General features: G+C 71.4%; 13 protein-coding genes. 10 read left to right on the forward strand and 3 right to left on the reverse strand.

The genetic code is table 11. From position 1 onward, the window contains the following. Positions 1-8 precede the first annotated feature (8 nt). Both Aut01nite_RS31700 and Aut01nite_RS31705 read right to left on the reverse strand, forming a co-directional pair. The gene (locus Aut01nite_RS31700) at positions 9-497 is read right to left on the reverse strand and encodes a flavin reductase family protein (protein ID WP_043525076.1); all 489 of its coding nucleotides are present in this window, start codon (positions 495-497) and stop codon (positions 9-11) included. 71 nt (positions 498-568) lie between these two features. After that, entirely contained in the window at positions 569-2,239 is a 1,671-nt protein-coding gene (locus tag Aut01nite_RS31705; RefSeq protein WP_307837531.1) for a tryptophan halogenase family protein, read from the reverse strand. 69 nt (positions 2,240-2,308) lie between these two features. Here Aut01nite_RS31705 and Aut01nite_RS31710 point away from each other — a divergent pair, with 69 nt between their 5' ends. Genes Aut01nite_RS31710 through Aut01nite_RS31755 form a run of 10 tightly spaced genes read left to right on the forward strand, consistent with a single transcriptional unit; the run spans position 2,309 to position 14,282 of the window. Further along, a complete protein-coding gene (locus Aut01nite_RS31710; RefSeq protein ID WP_201775513.1) occupies positions 2,309-2,557 on the forward strand; it encodes an acyl carrier protein in 249 nt (82 codons plus the stop codon). A 4-nt stretch (positions 2,558-2,561) separates the two neighbouring features. Next, the gene (locus Aut01nite_RS31715) at positions 2,562-3,914 is read left to right on the forward strand and encodes a condensation domain-containing protein (protein ID WP_152628694.1); all 1,353 of its coding nucleotides are present in this window, start codon (positions 2,562-2,564) and stop codon (positions 3,912-3,914) included. Between the two features lie 24 nt (positions 3,915-3,938). Next, complete coding sequence (locus Aut01nite_RS31720; RefSeq protein WP_152628695.1) at positions 3,939-4,847, forward strand: ornithine carbamoyltransferase; 909 nt, start codon at positions 3,939-3,941, stop codon at positions 4,845-4,847. After that, positions 4,844-6,091: an MFS transporter gene (locus Aut01nite_RS31725; RefSeq protein ID WP_043525080.1), complete on the forward strand. Its 1,248-nt coding sequence runs from the start codon at positions 4,844-4,846 to the stop codon at positions 6,089-6,091. The genes Aut01nite_RS31720 and Aut01nite_RS31725 overlap by 4 nt, the downstream gene beginning before the upstream one ends. 22 nt (positions 6,092-6,113) lie before the next feature. After that, positions 6,114-6,878 (forward strand): ABC transporter ATP-binding protein, encoded by a 765-nt coding sequence (locus tag Aut01nite_RS31730; protein WP_236642698.1) that lies wholly within the window; start codon positions 6,114-6,116, stop codon positions 6,876-6,878. Beyond that, a complete protein-coding gene (locus Aut01nite_RS31735) occupies positions 6,878-9,406 on the forward strand; it encodes an ABC transporter permease (RefSeq protein ID WP_043525081.1) in 2,529 nt (842 codons plus the stop codon). Before Aut01nite_RS31730 ends, Aut01nite_RS31735 begins: the two co-directional genes overlap by 1 nt. 6 nt (positions 9,407-9,412) lie before the next feature. After that, positions 9,413-10,126, forward strand: a complete 714-nt coding sequence (locus tag Aut01nite_RS31740) for a thioesterase II family protein (RefSeq protein WP_043525082.1) — start codon at positions 9,413-9,415, stop codon at positions 10,124-10,126. Continuing rightward, complete coding sequence (locus tag Aut01nite_RS31745) at positions 10,123-11,142, forward strand: ketoacyl-ACP synthase III family protein (protein ID WP_043525083.1); 1,020 nt, start codon at positions 10,123-10,125, stop codon at positions 11,140-11,142. Before Aut01nite_RS31740 ends, Aut01nite_RS31745 begins: the two co-directional genes overlap by 4 nt. Positions 11,143-11,181: 39 nt before the next feature. Beyond that, complete coding sequence (locus tag Aut01nite_RS31750) at positions 11,182-12,708, forward strand: acyl-CoA synthetase (protein ID WP_043525084.1); 1,527 nt, start codon at positions 11,182-11,184, stop codon at positions 12,706-12,708. Then, the gene (locus Aut01nite_RS31755) at positions 12,705-14,282 is read left to right on the forward strand and encodes an HAL/PAL/TAL family ammonia-lyase (RefSeq protein ID WP_052163715.1); all 1,578 of its coding nucleotides are present in this window, start codon (positions 12,705-12,707) and stop codon (positions 14,280-14,282) included. Before Aut01nite_RS31750 ends, Aut01nite_RS31755 begins: the two co-directional genes overlap by 4 nt. A 144-nt stretch (positions 14,283-14,426) precedes the next feature. Here the strand turns inward: Aut01nite_RS31755 and Aut01nite_RS31760 are convergent, their stop codons facing one another. After that, positions 14,427-16,160 (reverse strand): AfsR/SARP family transcriptional regulator, encoded by a 1,734-nt coding sequence (locus tag Aut01nite_RS31760; protein ID WP_052163716.1) that lies wholly within the window; start codon positions 16,158-16,160, stop codon positions 14,427-14,429. Positions 16,161-16,215: the final 55 nt, after the last annotated feature.

The following is a 16,215-nucleotide window of genomic DNA, read 5'->3' on the forward strand; positions in this document are numbered from 1 at the left end:
GAAGAGCTTCAGGAGAGGTACGCCGGGTCGGGCCACTTCGCGAAGGTCCGCATCCCGTAGAGCAGCGGCCGGGCGTCAGCGGGCTGGGTGAGCGTGGTGACCTCGCCGAACACCACGGTGTGCGAGCCGACGACGGTGTGCCGTACCAGGCGGCAGTCGGCGATGGTGTGCGCGGCGTCCAGCAGGTGCGGGCCGCGGGCCTCCGGGCCGACGCTCCAGCGCACCCGCTGGAACCGGTCCGGGTCACCGGAGGCGAACAGTTCCGCGGTCTCGCGGGCGTCGTCCTGCAACAGGTTCAGGGCGAAGGCCCGGCTCTGCAGGATGGCGGTCAGGGTCGGGCTGCCGCCGCGCAGGCACAGCAGCAGACTGGGTGGATCGAGGGTGACGCTGGCGAGCGAGGTACAGGTCATGCCCCACGGGCTGCCGTCGCCGGCGACCGTGGTCACCACGCCCACCCCGGTGGGGAATGTCGCCATCATCAAGCGCAGGTCGACCATCACGGTCCCTTCTCACAGAAGGCGGGGGCCATGGCCCCCGCCTCGTCTGTCACTCGTGAATCCGGCTCAGCTCATCGCCGGTGCAGTTGCTTGAGGTACTCGTAGTTGCTCGGCAGCGTCGCCGCGAGCTCGGCCTGGAGCCGCTTGATCTCCTCGAAGTGCGGCCGGGCGCCCTCCACCGCGGTCGGGCGGTGCGCCAGCGCCGGCATCGTCTGGTCGGGCAGCAGGCCCAGCCCGGCGAAGATGCAGTAGTAGCTGCCGTTGGTCCAGAAGTTCTTGAACTCGGCCTCGAAACTGCCGTAGTAGCCGTCCTCGCTGGTGGAGGGCGGGCAGACCGGCAGGCCGGCCTTGTACATGGCGACCTTCTCCTTGATCTGGTCGGCCAGGTGGAGCTCCTTGTTGGCCCGCCAGAACGGCGTGTCGGTGCGCGGCGCGTAGTAGAAGTGCGCCTGCAGGAAGTCCCGGGTGTCGTCGAACATCTCGTTGATCTCGGTGTTGAACCGGTCGATCAGGATCTGGTCGAAGTTGCGGTTCGGGAAGTGCTTGGCCAGCTGGTGGATCGCGGCCGTGATGAAGTAGATGCCGGTGGACTCCAGCGGCTCCACGAAGCACGACGACAGGCCGATGCTGACCACGTTCTTCACCCAGGTCCGGCGGTTGCGCCCGGTCCGGAACTTGACGTGGTTGAAGGTGTGCTTCTCCGGGTCCAGCCCCCACATGTTCGCGAATTCCTGGGTGGCCTCGTCCTGGGAGGCGAAGCGGCTGGAGTACACGTATCCGCTGCCGTGCCGGCCCAGCATCGGGATCTTCCAGGCCCAGCCGGAGCTCATCGCGATCGACGACGTGTACGGCTCGACACCGTTCGCCTCGTCGTCGTTGGGCAGCGCGGTCGCCACCGCCCGGTCGTTGAGCAGGTGGTCGCTCATGTCCAGGAACGGCTCCCGCATCACCTGGTGGATCAGCAGGCTCCGGAAGCCGGAGCAGTCGACGAACAGGTCGGCTTCCAGGACCTTGCCGGACTTGGTGTGCAGGGCGGTGATGTGGCCGCGCGAGTCCTGGACCGCGTGCGTCATCTCGTCCTGGACGTGGATCACGCCCTGCTTCTCGGTGGCGAACCGGCGCAGGAAGTCGGCCACCAGGTGCGCGTCGAAGTGCCAGGCGTACCGGGTGGCGCGGCGGCCGTCCAGGTACCGCGGCGCCCGGCCGGCGTCCATGATCGCCGTCTCGCGGAAGCAGGCGTCGTCGAACTGCTCGGTGGTGCGCCCGGCCTTCAGGTCGTTGAACCAGTAGTGCGACAGCGGCACGCCACCGCTCTCCGGCAACAGCCCGAACGGGTGGTAGAAGTGGTCGGGCCGGTCGCCCAGCTGCCGGGTCTGCGTGCTGCCCGCCCCGGGGGTACGCCAGTTGATGAACTTCACCGCGGTCTTGAAGGCCGCGTTGCACTCGGGCATCCACTCCTCCTCGGAAAGTCCGAGGAAGTCGAAGAAGGCCCGCTGGAGGTTGGGGACGGTGGCCTCGCCGACGCCGATCCGCGGGATCGACGGCGCCTCCAGGACGGTGATGTCGACCCCGCTCTCCAGCGCTTTGCCGAGGTAGGCGGCCGTCATCCAGCCAGCGGTACCGCCACCGAGGATGACCACGTTCCGAATCCGATCGCTCATCAGCGCCGGCCTCTCTGTGTGTGGAGCAGTTGAGGCCGTAATCGTGTTTCGGTGAGCTATCGCGAACCTATAGGTAGCCATTATCGACGCCGTATAGGCGGGCGGGAGAGACTGAGATCCGCGCTACGAAGGGGCCTGACCATGGAAAACGTGACGTCTGTTCTGGACGCTACTCTTCGCGCCAAGATCAAGTCTCTGGTCTGTGAGGCGCTGCGGGCCGAGCCCGGCACGGTCACGCTGACGAGCCACTTCGTCGACGACCACGCCGCCGACTCGCTCCAGTTCATCGATGTGCTCACCTCGATCGAACGCGAGTGCGACGTGCTGATCGATCCGCAGGAGATGAGCCGCATGACCACCCTCGGCGGCATCTACGCGGTCGTCGCAGAGGCGCGCTGACGTGATGACGGACCTGGCGGTCAAGCCGCTCTCGGTGATCCAGCAGACGATGTGGCTGGAACACCGGCTCGCGCCGCGGAGCGCGGCGTACAACCTGGTGCTGCCGCTGCGCATCCGGGCCCGCCTGGACGTGGCGGCGCTGAGCCGGGCGGTGGAGCTGGTGGCCGAGCGGCACGAGCTGCTGCGGACCCGGTTCCTGGAGGTGGAGGGCCGTCCGTGCCGGGTGCCGGACGACCGGCCGCTGGCCCGGCTGGAGCTGCTGCCGCAGCCCGCCGGCGGCGTCGCCGAGGCCGCCCGGGAGTACGTGCGCCGGCCGTTCGACCTGTCCACCGGCGCCTTCCGGGTCGGCCTGCTGCCGGTCTCCGGCACCGAAGCCGTGATCCTGCCGGTCGCGCACCACATCGCCGGCGACTTCATGTCGCACTGGCTGATCGTGCGCGACCTGCTGAACGCCTACCGGGACGGCGCCCTGCCGGAGCCGTCCGGCCACTATGACGTGTTCGTCGCGGAGGAGGCGCGGATCGTCGCCTCGCCGATCGGCGAGCGGTCGCGGGCGTACTGGTCGGCGCGGGCCGACGGGGCCGCCGCGGCCGAGCTGCCGGCCGACCGTCCCCGCCCGGCGCTGTCCCGCCGGGTCGGCGCCAGCCGCCGGGCGCGGCTGGACCCGGACGTGGCCGCCGGCCTGCCGCAGGCCGCCCGGGACGCCGGCGTCACCCCGTTCGCGCTCCTGCTCGGCGCCTTCACCGCGCTGGTCCGCCGGTACACCGCGCAGGACGAGTTCCTGGTCGGCGTGCCGGCCACCAACCGCCTCGGCGTGCAGATGCGCGAGGTGGCCGGGGCCTTCGTCAACCCCCTGCCGATCCGGGCGCGATTCCGGGCCGGCGCCACCTTCCGCGACGCCGCCGCCGACGCCGGCGAGCAACTGCGCACCGGCATGTTCCACGTGCGCTACCCGTGCGGCCTGCTCGGCGGGGGAGCGCCGATGTTCCGCCTGGCGATGCTCATGGTCGCGGCGGATCAGCGCGAGCCCTCGGTGCCGTACCCGGCGCCGGGGGAGGAGACCGGACCGGAGATCGAGTACGCCGGTCTGCCGGTGGCGCTGATGGACGTCCCGTCGCAGGAGGGCCAGATGGACCTCGTGATCCGGGTGGAGCAGAACAGCGCGGGGATCGACATGGTCTTCGCCTACGACAGCGATCTGTACGACGAGAGCACCATCGACCGTTTCATCGGCCAGTTCCAGCGGTTCGCCCGCGCGGCGGTCACCGATGTGGACACCGAGGTCGACCAGACGCCGCTGACCGGCGACGACGAGCTCGCCGCGCTGCTCGCGCTCGGCGGAGTATGGGGCGAATAGATGCGACGCCGGTACGAATCAACCATGAAGAATCTGCTTTCCGTGTCCGACCTTCCGGACTCGGATCTGCCCGGCGTCGTGGCCCGGGCCCTGGAGTTCGCCACCGGCAAACGCGAGCCGAGCCTGGACGGCCGGATCGTCGGAACCTACTTCCGCAAGACCTCCACCCGGACCCGGACCGCGTTCACCGCCGGGGCGCTGCGGCTGTCCGCACAGGTGATCGCCTACGGGCCGGAGGATCTGCAGCTGGCCACCGGGGAGACCGCCGAGGACACCGCCCTGGTGCTGTCCGGCATGGTCGACGTGCTGGTGGCCCGGACCGCCGGCAGCACCGAGGAGCTGCACGCCTTCGCCGCTCAGGGCCGGATGCCGGTGATCAACGCGATGAGCGCGGCCGAGCACCCGACGCAGGCGCTGACCGATCTGTCCACGATGCACGAGCACTTCGGGCGGATCGAGGACCTGCGGGTGCTCTATGTCGGCGAGGGCAACAACACCGCCACCGCGCTGGCCCTCGCGCTCAGCCGGTACCCGGGCGTGCGCCTGGAGCTGCGTACACCGCCCGGATACGGACTCCCCGCGGACTATCTGGCCCGGGCCTCCGCCAACGCCCGGCGCAGCGGCGCCGAGGTGTCCGAGCGGCACGACATGGACGACCTGCCGCCCGGTTTCGACGTCGTCTACACCACCCGCTGGCAGACCACCGGCACGAGCAAGCCCGACCCGGACTGGCGGACCGTCTTCGCGCCGTTCCAGGTGTCGGCGAAGCTGTGGGAGACCAGTCCGGCGGCCACGTTCATGCACGACCTGCCGGCTCACCGCGGCGAGGAGGTCACCGCCGACGTCCTCGACGGCCCGGTGAGCATCGCCTTCCGTCAGGCCGAACACAAGATGTTCAGTGCCATGGCGGCTCTCGAATGGTGCCTGGCATGACAAACACCGCCGATAGAGTCAGCGTCCCGCTGCGCAGCAACCGGGACTTCGGGCTGCTGTGGGTGTCCGCGGCCTTCTCCTTCCTCGGCACCCGGGCCACCGCCCTGGTGTACCCGATGCTGGTCCTGTGGAACGGGGGTTCCACGACCCTGGCCGGCCTGGCCGGTTTCGCCGCGCTCCTGCCGCAACTGGTGATCCAGCTCCCGGCCGGGGCCTATGTGGACCGCTGGGACCGGCGCCGGCTCATGCTCGTCTGCGAATGGGGCAGCCTGCTCGCGCTGGGCAGCCTCGCCGCGGCGGTCCTGACGGACCGGCTCTGGCTGCCGCACCTGTTCGCGGTGGCCTTCATCGAGGGCAGCCTGATGGTCTTCTACCAGCTCGCCGAGCGTGCCGCCGTCCCGCAGCTGGTGGCGCCGGACCAGCTCGGCGCCGCCTACAGCCAGAACGAGGCACGCACGCGCGGCGCGGCGCTGCTCGGCCAGCCGATCGGCACCAGCCTGTTCGCGCTCGGCAACGCGCTGCCGCTGGTCTTCGGGGCGGCCGTCCGGCTCGTGTCGATCGGCACGCTCTGGGGCATCCGCACCCGCTTCCAGGAGAAGCGCCGGGACGCGCCGGCCCCGGACGTGCGCGCGGAGATCAGCGCGGGGCTGTCCTGGGTGTGGCGGCAGCGCTTCCTGCGCGCCGTGATGCTGGTGATGGCCCTCACCAACATGCTCTTCCAGATGCTGACCTTCGCGATGCTGCCGCTCTTCCACGACGAGGGCCGCTCCGAGGCGCTCGTCGGCGTGGTGCTGGCCTGCTCGTCGCTGGGCGGGCTGATCGGCGCGCTGACCGCCGCCGCCTGGATGCGCCGCTGGAGCCTGCGGCGGATCCTGCTGGCCGGCACCGGGGTGTGGGCGGTCGTGACGACCGCCATCGCCTTCGCGCCCGACGTGGTGTCGATGGGTGTGCTCTTCGCCGCCAGCGGTTACGTCGGCGGTGTCTTCAACGTGCCGGCCATCGTTTACGTCATGCGGATCACCCCGCCGGACATGCAGGGGCGGGTCGGCAGCGTGGCCTCGATGGTGGCGTTCGGTGGCATGGCCTTCGGTTGGGCGGCGGCGGGTCCGCTCCTGACCGTCGTGGCGCCCCGGACCGGAATCGCGGTCATCGGAGCAACGCTGGCGCTCGTCGCCCTCGCGGCGGCGATCAGCCCGGCGATCAGGCGGGCGCACGGGACCGCGGAAACAAAGCCGCTCGGCTGACAGTGGGAAAGGAATCATGACCATGGCGCGCAGTGCATCGGCCACCACCTTGAAGGCGGCCGTCCAGATGGATTCGGTGACGAAGGTCTACGGCAGGGACGGCGCGGCGGTCACCGCACTCGACCGCGTCTCCATCTCCATACCACCGGAGACGTTCACCGCGGTGATGGGCCCGTCCGGGTCCGGCAAGAGCACCTTCCTGCACTGTGCCGCCGGTCTGGACCGGCCCACGTCGGGCTCGGTGTTCCTCGGATCGATCGGATCCGACCTCTCGAAGTTGTCCGAGAACGACCTGACCAAGCTGCGGCGCGAGCGCATCGGCTTCGTCTTCCAGTCGTTCAACCTGCTGGCCGCCCTCGACGTGCGGCAGAACATCACCCTGCCGCTGCGGCTGGCCGGCCGCCGGGCCGACCGCAAGTACCTGGACGAGATCCTGAGCCGGGTCGGGCTGGCCCAGCGGGACCGGCACCGCCCGTCCCAGCTCTCCGGCGGCCAGCAGCAGCGGGTCGCCATCGCCCGGGCCCTGATCACCCGGCCCGAGGTGGTCTTCGCCGACGAGCCGACCGGCGCCCTGGACACCGTCACCGCCCGGGAGATCCTCACCCTGCTCCGGCAGACCGTGGACACCCTGGGCCAGACCGTGGTGATGGTGACCCACGACCCGGTCGCCGCGTCCTACGCCGACAACGTCGTCTTCCTCGCCGACGGCCGGATCCACGAGATCGCCAAGCAGCTGTCCGCCGACGAGGTCGCCGACCGCATGACGCACCTCGGAGGGCGGTCCTGATGTTCCGGCTCGTACTGGCGACGCTGCGGGTCCGTAAAGGCTCCGCGATCGCCGGTTTCCTCGCCCTGTTCTGCGCCGCGCTGATCGTCGGCGCGTGTGGCGTGCTGCTGGAGACGGGCATCCGCGGGGCCATCCCCGCGGAGCGGTACTCCGGCACGCCGGTGGTGGTCGCCGCGGATCAGCAGATCCGCTGGACCGAGACGAAGGTCAAGGACAAGGGCGACGGGGAGGTGAAGACCAAGTCCAAGGAGAAGGCCAAGGCGCTCAGCGAGCGTGCCTGGCTGCCCACGTCCGTCGGCGACAAGCTCGCCGCGGTGCCGGGTGCCCAGGTGATCGAGGACCTGATCTTCCCGGCCGACGTCCTGGCCGACGGCGGGTTCCTGCCCGGCGTCGACGGCAACCCCACCTGGGGGCACGGCTGGTCGTCGGCCGCGCTGACCCCGTACGTCCTGGCGTCCGGCGCGGAACCGCGGGGCGACGGCGACGTGGTGATCGACGCGGAGCTGGCCGACCGGGCCGGCCTCGAGGTCGGCGACGAGACGGTCGTGCAGTCCACGTCCACGCCGAAGACCTACCGGGTCACCGGCATCGCCCGGCCCGAGGCGACGGTGGACCAGCAGTCGGCGCTGTTCTTCACCGCCGGTGAGGCCCGCCGGCTGGCCGGCCACGACGGCACGGTGTCGGCGTACGGCGTCTTCGGCGCCGGCCGCGACCAGGTCGAGGCCGCGGTCGCCGGCACCGAGGCGGTGGTCTCCTCCGGCGACGAGCGCGGCGCGGTGGAGTTCGTCGACGCCGCCTCGGCGCGGGTGAAGCTGACCAGCATGGGCGGCGCCCTCGCCGGCACGTCGCTGATCGTGGCGATGCTGGTGGTGGTCGGAACCTTCGCCCTCGCGGTGCAACAGCGTTACCGCGAGCTGGCGATGCTGCGCGCGATCGGCGCCACGCCCCGCCAGGTGCGCAAGATGATCAGCCGGGAGGCCCTGCTGCTGGGTGTGCTCGCGGCGATCCCGGGCGCCCTGCTGGGCATCCCGCTGGCCAGTGTGATCCGGGCGAAGTTCGTCTCGCTGGGGACGATCCCGGACAGCCTGCAACTGGCCCGCAGTCCCTTCCCGATCATCGCCGCGATGGCCGCGACCGTGGGCGCCGCGTTCATCGCGGCCCGGGTGACCGCCCGGCGCACCGCCCGGATCAGGCCCGCCGAGGCGCTGGCCGAGGCGGCGATCGAGCGGCGGACGCTGGGCCTGGGCCGGGTGCTCGCCGGTCTGATCTTCACCGTTCTGGCGGCGTGCATCACCCTGCTCCTGACCGTCCTGCACACCGAGCCCGCCGCGATGCCGGTCACCTACCTCAGCGTGCTGATGTGGATGGTCGCGCTGTCGCTGCTCGGCCCGTACCTCACCCGCGGCGCCATCGGGCTGCTGGGCGTGCCGTTGCGGGCCTTCCCGGTCGGCGGTTTCCTGGCGGCGCTCAACTCGAAGGCGAACAGCCGCCGGGTCGCGTCGGTCATCACGCCGCTGGCCCTGCTGATCGGCATGACCTCCACCATCCTGTTCGTGCCGGTGACGCTGAGCGACGCCGCGGCGGACGAGATGAAGGCGGGGATGAAGGCCGACTACGTGGTGGCCTCGCTCGGCTCGGGCGTGCCCGCGCCGGCCGCCGAGGCGCTGCGCGGCACACCGGGCGTCACCTCGGTCACCGAGGTGCTGAACACCACGATCTGGGCGGGCCAGGACAAGCGGTCGGCACAGGGCCTGAGCTCGGCGGGGGTGGCCACGGTCGTCGACCCCGAGGTGACGACCGGGTCGCTGGAGAAGCTCGCTCCCGGCTCCATCGCGATGAGCGACCTGGCGGTGCAGGGCCGCAAGATCGGCGACACCGTGCCGGTCACCATGGGCGACGGCGTCGAGACGAAGTTCCAGCTGGTGGCCGTCTACGGCCGGGCCCTCGGGTTCGGTGACGTGCTGCTCGCCCACGAGGACGTCGTCGGCCACGTCGACGCGCCGCTGGCCCGGACCGTCCTGATCAAGGGCGACGTGTCGCCGGACCAGCTGCGGGACCGGGTGAAGGACTTCCCGGGGCTGATGGTGACCGACCGGTCCGGCTTCCAGGAGGCCCAGGCCGAGCGGCAGCAGACGAACGCCGAGGTGAACCTGGTGTTCATGGGCCTGATCATCGCGTTCACCGCGATCGCGGTGGTCAACACGCTGGCGATGGCCATCGTCGACCGGATCCGGGAGTTCGCCCTGATGCGCCTCGTCGGCACCACCCGGCGCCAGGTGTTCGACGTGCTGCACTGGGAGCTCGGTGTGATCGTGCTGATCGCCGCGGCGCTCGGCACCGGCGCGGCCCTGCTGACGCTCACCGGCTTCAGCACCGGGATGGTCGGGTCCAGCACGCCGAGCATCTCGCTGGGGACGTACGCCGTGGTCCTGCTCGGCGCTCTGGGCCTGGGCCTGGTGGCGACGATCCTCCCGGCCAGGATGGTCCTGCGCCGCAACCCGGCCGAGGACATCAACGGAAGGCAGTAGGACCCGGTGGACTACCTGCGTATCTACCATCCGCGTCCGGCGGCGGAACTCCGGCTGGTCTGCCTGCCGCACGCGGGCGGGACGGCGACGGCGTACCGCGGGTGGGGATCCGCGCTGCCGCCCTGGATCGAACTGGTGAGCATCCAGTATCCGGGGCGGCAGGACCGGCTCGCCGACCCCTTCGTCGCCGACCTCACCACCCTGATCACCGAGGTGATCGCCGCGTTGCCCCGGGACCGGCCGATGGCCGTCTTCGGGCACAGCATGGGTGCCACGGTCGGCTACGAACTGGCCCGGCGGCTGCCACCGGTGCACCTGTTCCTGTCGGCCCCGGCGTCGGCCGTGGGCCGGCGGCTGGACACCTCCGACGACGACCGTCTGGTCGCCGACGTGCAACGGCTCGGCGGCAGCGGGGTCGCCCTCCTGGACCATCCGGAGATCCGGCGCCTGGCGCTGCCGGCGATCCGCCACGACGCGTGCATGCTCGCGGCCCACGAGATCGCCGACGGCCCGCCGCCGGACTGCCCGGTCACCGTGCTGGCCGGCGACGCCGACGTCGCCTGTTCGCCCGACGCCGCCCGGCGCTGGGCGCGACGAACCACCGCCGGGTTCGACCTGCGGGTCTTCCCCGGCGGCCATCACTATCTAGAGGACGCCGGTGACCAGGTCGTCCGGCTGCTGGCCGAGAAGCTGGAGGCGTCCCGGACAGGAGCGAGATGATCTGGAACGACATCTATGTCGCCGCCACCGGTTCCTGGCTGGCGCCGCCGGTCGACGTCGGGACGGCGCTGGCCGACGGGCGTTACGACCCGGACGACGCCGCCCGGGCGGACTACCTCTCGGTCGCGGTGGCCGAGCCCGGCGAGAACGTCGCGGACATGTGGTCCCGGGCGGCTCTCACCGCGCTCGGCAAGTCCGGGTTCGCGGCCGGCGACGTCGGTCTGCTGCTGTGCGCCGCCACGTTCGGCGCCGGGGTGGACGGCTGGAACTCCGCCGCGTACGTCCAGCGCGAGCTGGGCATGCCCGGCGGTCTCGCCGTGGAGGTGCGCGGCGGCTCCAACGGGGGCCTGGTGGCCCTGGAGCTCGCCGCGTCGTTCCTGCGGCGCCCGGACGCCGGCGCGGCCGTGATCACGGCCGGGGACCTGTTCCCGATGCCGTACTTCGACAGGTGGCGGTCCGAGCGGTTCCTCTTCGGCGACGGCTGTGCCGCCGCGGTGCTCTCCCGGGACGGCGGGTTCGCGCGCCTGGTGGCGACCGCCACCACCGGCGATCCGGAGCTGGAGGGCCTGCACCGCGGCGACACACCGATCGGCCCCTTCGATCCGGACAAGAGGTTCCCGATCGACCTGCGGGAGCGTGCGAAGGCCTTCCAGGCGGGCGGGATGCCCAAGGACGAGATGATCCAGCGGCTCTCGGCCGGCCCGCGGAGAGTGGCCCGGCAGGTCCTCGGCGAGGCCGGCATCTCCGTGGACGACGTGACGCATGTGATCGTCCCGCATTTCGGCCGCACTCTGACGACACTGCAATGTCTCTATCCGCTGGGCCTTCGCGACATCAATCGAACGGCATGGGATTTCGCCCGCCGGACCGGCCACATGGGACCGGCCGATCAGTGGGCCGCACTCCACGACCTGTACGAGAACGGCCAGCTCAAGGCCGGTGAGCGGGTCCTCATGCTGGGTGTCGGGGCGGGTTTCTGCTGGAGTGCCGCGCTGCTCGAGATAGTTGATTCATAGAGATAGTCGAACTATAGGGCGACCGCCGATTCTGCGGGTATGAAACAGCAATGGATGAGTCCCGCGACGGCGGTCCGCCGGTGGGCGGGGATATCCGGATCGGCGCCCGCCGTCATCTACGACGATGAGACGATCACTTTCGCGGAACTGGACGACCGTGTGCGCCGGTCGGCCGCTGTTCTCGCCGCCGGCGGAGTACGCGCCGGCGACCGGGTCGCGTACCTCGGCCTGAACAGTCCGCTGTTCCTGGAGACGCTGCTCGCCGCGGCGCATCTGGGAGCCACCTTCGTCCCGGTCAACTTCCGGCTCGCGCCGGACGAGGTCGCGTACGTGCTCGGCCACTCCGGCTGTCACAGCGTCGTCGCCGAGGACGGCTACCGGGAGCTGATCGACGGTATCGCCGGTGCGGTGCCGGTCCGCCGCTTCCATGTGGAGGGCGACGACGCCGGGCCGGTTCCGGAACCGCCGGAGCCGGCCGTGGTGGACGCCGGCGACGTGGCCGTGCTGATGTACACCTCCGGCACCACCGGGCGCCCGAAGGGCGTCGTGCTGACCTACGGCAACCTGTGGTGGAACCAGGCCAACGTGCACGCCACCATCGACATCCGGCCGCGGGCCGCGACCCTCGCGGTCGCCCCGCTCTTCCACATCGGCGGTCTCAACGCCTTCACCCTCGGGGTGCTCTGCCGGGGCGGCGCCGTCGTCCTGCGGCGCTCCTTCGATCCCGACGCCTGCCTGCGCGACATCGAGCGGTACGGGGTGGCCAGCACGTTCATGGTGCCGACGATGTTCGCGGCGCTGCTGAGGTCGGAGCGGTTCGCCGGCACCGATCTCTCCTCGCTGACCGCGGCCGTGGTGGCGGGGGCGCCGGTCCCGGCGTCGCTGGTCACCGACTACGCCGATCGTGGTGTGGCGCTGCAACAGGCGTGGGGCCTGACCGAGACCGCGCCGTTCGCCACCTATCTGCCGCCGCACCTGGTGCGGGAGCATCCGGCCTCGGCCGGCTTCGCGATGCCCTTCTCGGAGGTACGGGTGATCTCGCCGGAGACCGGCCGGCCGGTCGGCGCGGGTGTCGCCGGGGAACTGTGCGTCCGCGGCCCGAACGTCACCCGCGAGTACTGGGACGATCCGCGGGCCACCGCGGCGGTCATCGACGCCGACGGCTGGTTCCGGACCGGTGACCTCGGCTATGTCGACGAGCAGGGCCTCTGCTACATCGTCGACCGGTTGAGTGACCTGATCATCAGCGGCGGGGAGAACATCTCGCCCGCCGAGATCGAGCGGGTCCTGATCAGATTCCCGGGCGTACGGGACGTCGCCGTGGTGGGCGTGGCGGACCCGACGTGGGGCGAGGTGCCGGTGGCGGCGCTCTGCCACGCCGATGCCGAGCCGCCCACCCTCGACGCCGTCCGCTCGTTCGTCGCCGACCACCTGGGCCGGTTCAAGCGACCGGCGGCCCTGGTCTCCCTGCCGGCTCTGCCCCGCAACGGCAGCGGAAAGATCGACCGATCCGCTGTCCGGGCGCGGGTCGCCGCAACCCTTCCGACAGAAAGCAGGATCCCGTGAGCATTCTCGTTATCGACGGCCACCACCTGACCCTCGCCGACATCGTCACGGTGGCCCGGCAGCCCGGAACGCTGAGCCTCACGCTGGACGACGAGGCGCGCCGCCGGATGACGCTGTCCACCGAGCTGAAGACCAAGCTCATCGAGACCGGGATCCCGATCTACGGCGTCACCTCCGGGTTCGGCGACAGCAACACCCGCCAGATCGGCGCGGGGAAGGTCGAGGCCCTTCAGCGCAACCTGATCCGTTTCCTGGGGTGCGGGGTGGGGACGCCGGCGGCGCCCGACGTCGTGCGGGCCACCATGCTGGTCCGGGCCAACTGCCTGGCGAGGGGCCATTCGGGGGTACGCCCGGAGATCGTCACGAACCTCCTGACGTGCCTCGAGGAGGACATCCTCCCGGTGATCCCGGAACAGGGGTCGGTGGGCGCCAGCGGTGACCTGGTGCCGCTCAGCTACATCGCGGCGCTGCTGGTGGGCGAGGGGACGGTGTCGCATCGGGGTGTCGAGCGTCCCGCCGCCGAGGCCCTGGCCGCGGTCGGCCTCGAGCCGCTGGTGCTCGAGGCCAAGGAGGGTCTGGGCCTGGTCAACGGCACGTCGTTCATGTCCGGGTTCGCCGCGCTGGCGGTGCACGACGCGACCGAGCTCGCCTACGCCGCCGACCTGTGCACGGCGCTGGCGTCCTCGGTGCTGCGGGGCAACCCGACCCACTTCACGGCGTTCCTGTTCGAGCAGAAGCCGCACGACGGCGTGGTGGACAGCGCCCGGACGATCCGCCAGTTCCTCGCCGAGGGCGACAGGCGTGGCGCGGTGCCGGGGATCCTGGCCGGCGCCGGGTTCCGGGAGCTGGAGGAGCCGATCCAGGACCGGTACTCGATCCGGTGCGCGCCGCACGTGACGGGAGTGCTGCGGGACACCGTCGAGTGGGCCCGGCGCTGGGTCACCGTCGAGGTCAACTCCTCCAACGACAATCCGTTGTTCGACGTCGCCGAGAGCGTGGCGCACAACGGCGGCAACTTCTACGGCGGGCACGTCGGGCAGGCGATGGACGCGCTGAAGACGGCCGTGGCGAGCGTGGCGGACCTGCTGGACCGTCAGCTGGAGCTGGTCGTGGACGAGAAGTTCAACAACGGTCTGCCGCCGAACCTGATCCCGCCGGTCTCGCCGGACAGTGACGCCGCCGGGCTGCACCACGGCTTCAAGGGCATGCAGATCGCGGCGTCGTCCCTGGTGGCCGAGGCGTTGAAGAACACCATGCCGGCGACGTCGTTCTCCCGGTCGACCGAGGCACACAACCAGGACAAGGTCAGCATGGGCACCATCGCGGCCCGGGACGCCCGGACCGTCATCGCGCTGGCCCAGCAGGTCACCGCGATCCACCTGCTGGCGCTCGCCCAGGCCGCCGATCTGCGGGGCGCGGACTGCCTGAACCCGGCCGCCCGGACGGCACACGACCTGGTGCGGGAGGTGTCGCCGTACGTCGACGGGGACCGGCCCCTGCAGGGGGACATCCGCGAGGTGACGGGCCTGGTGGCGTCCGGCGCCCTGCGCGCGGCGCTGCCCGAGCCGGTCTGAGTTGCCCGAACCGGGCCCGCAACCGCCGAACGCCTGGCCATCGTGGTGATGGCCAGGCGTTCGGCGGTTGCGGGACCCTTTTCTCCGGGTGGGTGGCTCGAGCGCGAGCGACGGCCGAACCACACCCACTCCGGTCCGGGGGTGTCACCGCGGCGCCGGGACGGCCGCCGCCTCCTCCAGGTTGTGCGCCCAGAGGTACGTCAGCTCGTGCATCGTGTACTGCGGGCCCGCGTTGACCACGTTGCGCTCGGCGAGGTCGTCGATGATCCGGGCGACGTTCAGCGCGATGTACTCGTCCCGCTGGACCGCCGCCTCGCTCTGGCTGAGCCACCGGACGACCGACTGGTGGGTGGTGTTCAGCCGCGCGTAACCGCGCTGCAGCCGCTGCCGCACACTCAGGTTCCCGGCCGTCAGCTCGTCCACCCGGCGGTGGGCCGGCGCCAGGCGCTGGGCCAGGTCGGCCACCCGCCAGTGCGGGTTGCTGAGCAGCCGGGTGCCGGCGATGCGCAGCGCCAGCGGCAGGTTCCCGCAGTAGTGCAGGATCGCGGCGGTGGCCTCCGGCTCGGCGTGCAGTCGGCGTTCCCCGGCGATGGCGGCGAGCAGCACCCGCGCCTCGTGCGGGGTCAGCGGCCCGAGGCTGATCATCCGGGCGCCGGCCGGCGCCACCCCGGGGGTCTGCGCGGTGATGATCGCGGCACTCTGCCCGCTGGCCGGCAGGAACGGGGTGACCTGTTCCGGTGTCTCGGCGTCGTCGAGCACGATCAGCATCCGCTTGGTGGCCAGCAGGCTGCGGTACAGCTGGATCCGTTCGTCCAGCCCGGCCGGCAGGTCCTGCTGCGGGATGCCGAGCGCGACCAGGAACCCGCCGAGCACGTCACCGGCCCGGCGCGGCTGGTCGGCCACCGAGTGCAGCTCGGCGAAGAGCTGACCGTCCGGGAAGTCGGCGGCGTGCGCGTGACTGGCCTGGAGCGCCAGCGCGGTCTTGCCCACGCCGGGCATGCCGGTGATCACGATCGGCTCGGGCGCCTTGGTGCGCAGCCGGGCGGCCATCGCCGCCAGCTGCGTCTCGCGCCCGACGAAGTCGCCCACCTTGCGGGGCAGCATCGCCGGGATGACCCCGGACCAGACACCGGCCCGCGGTGAGCCCAGCGCGCCGGTCAACAGCTGCTGATAGGCCTCGGCCAGCTCCGCGCCGGGGTCGACGCCCAGCTCTTCGGCGAGCAGGGTGCGGGCCTCGTGGTAGGTGGCGATCGCCTCGGCCTGGCGGTCGGAACGGTAGAGGGCGGCCATCAGCTGGATCCGCAGCCGCTCCCGGAGCGGGTGCGCGGCGACCAGCCCGGCCAGCTCGGCGGTGAGCTGACGGTGCCGGCCGAGCGCCAGGTCGGCTTCGATGCGGGCCTCCAGCGCGGTCATCCGCGCCTCCTCGAGCCGGGGCCGCTCCAGCGCGATCAGCCGGGTGGTGGCGTCGTCGAGCGCCCGGCCGCGCCACAGCCCGAGCGACCGCCGGAGGACGGCGGCCGCCTCGGCGAACCGCTCCTCGTGCAGGGCCTTGACGCCCTCCCGGGAGAGGCGTCCGAACTGGACGTGGTCGCAGAGGACGAGCTCGCCGAGCTCCATCTGGTATCCGGCCGTCATGCGGGTGATGGTCAGGTGGTCGCTCAGCTGTTTGCGCAGACGGGAGACGTACGTGTAGATCTGCGCGCTGGCGGTGGTGGGCGGGTGTCCCTCCCAGAGCCGGTCGGCGAGCTGCTCGTCCGAGACGACCCGGCCGCCGGAGAGCAGGAGGGCGGCCAGCACGGTCCGCTGCTTCGCGCCGCGGAGGGCGTCCTCGGCGCCTCCGTCGACGGCTCTTACCGGTCCCAGAATCTGAAATTCCATGATCTCCCCCGATTTCGTAGACAGTGCGATGGGGCCGGATGAACGCGGCCGGCAG

Source organism: Actinoplanes utahensis (assembly GCF_016862455.1).
GTDB classification, from domain to species: domain Bacteria; phylum Actinomycetota; class Actinomycetes; order Mycobacteriales; family Micromonosporaceae; genus Actinoplanes; species Actinoplanes utahensis.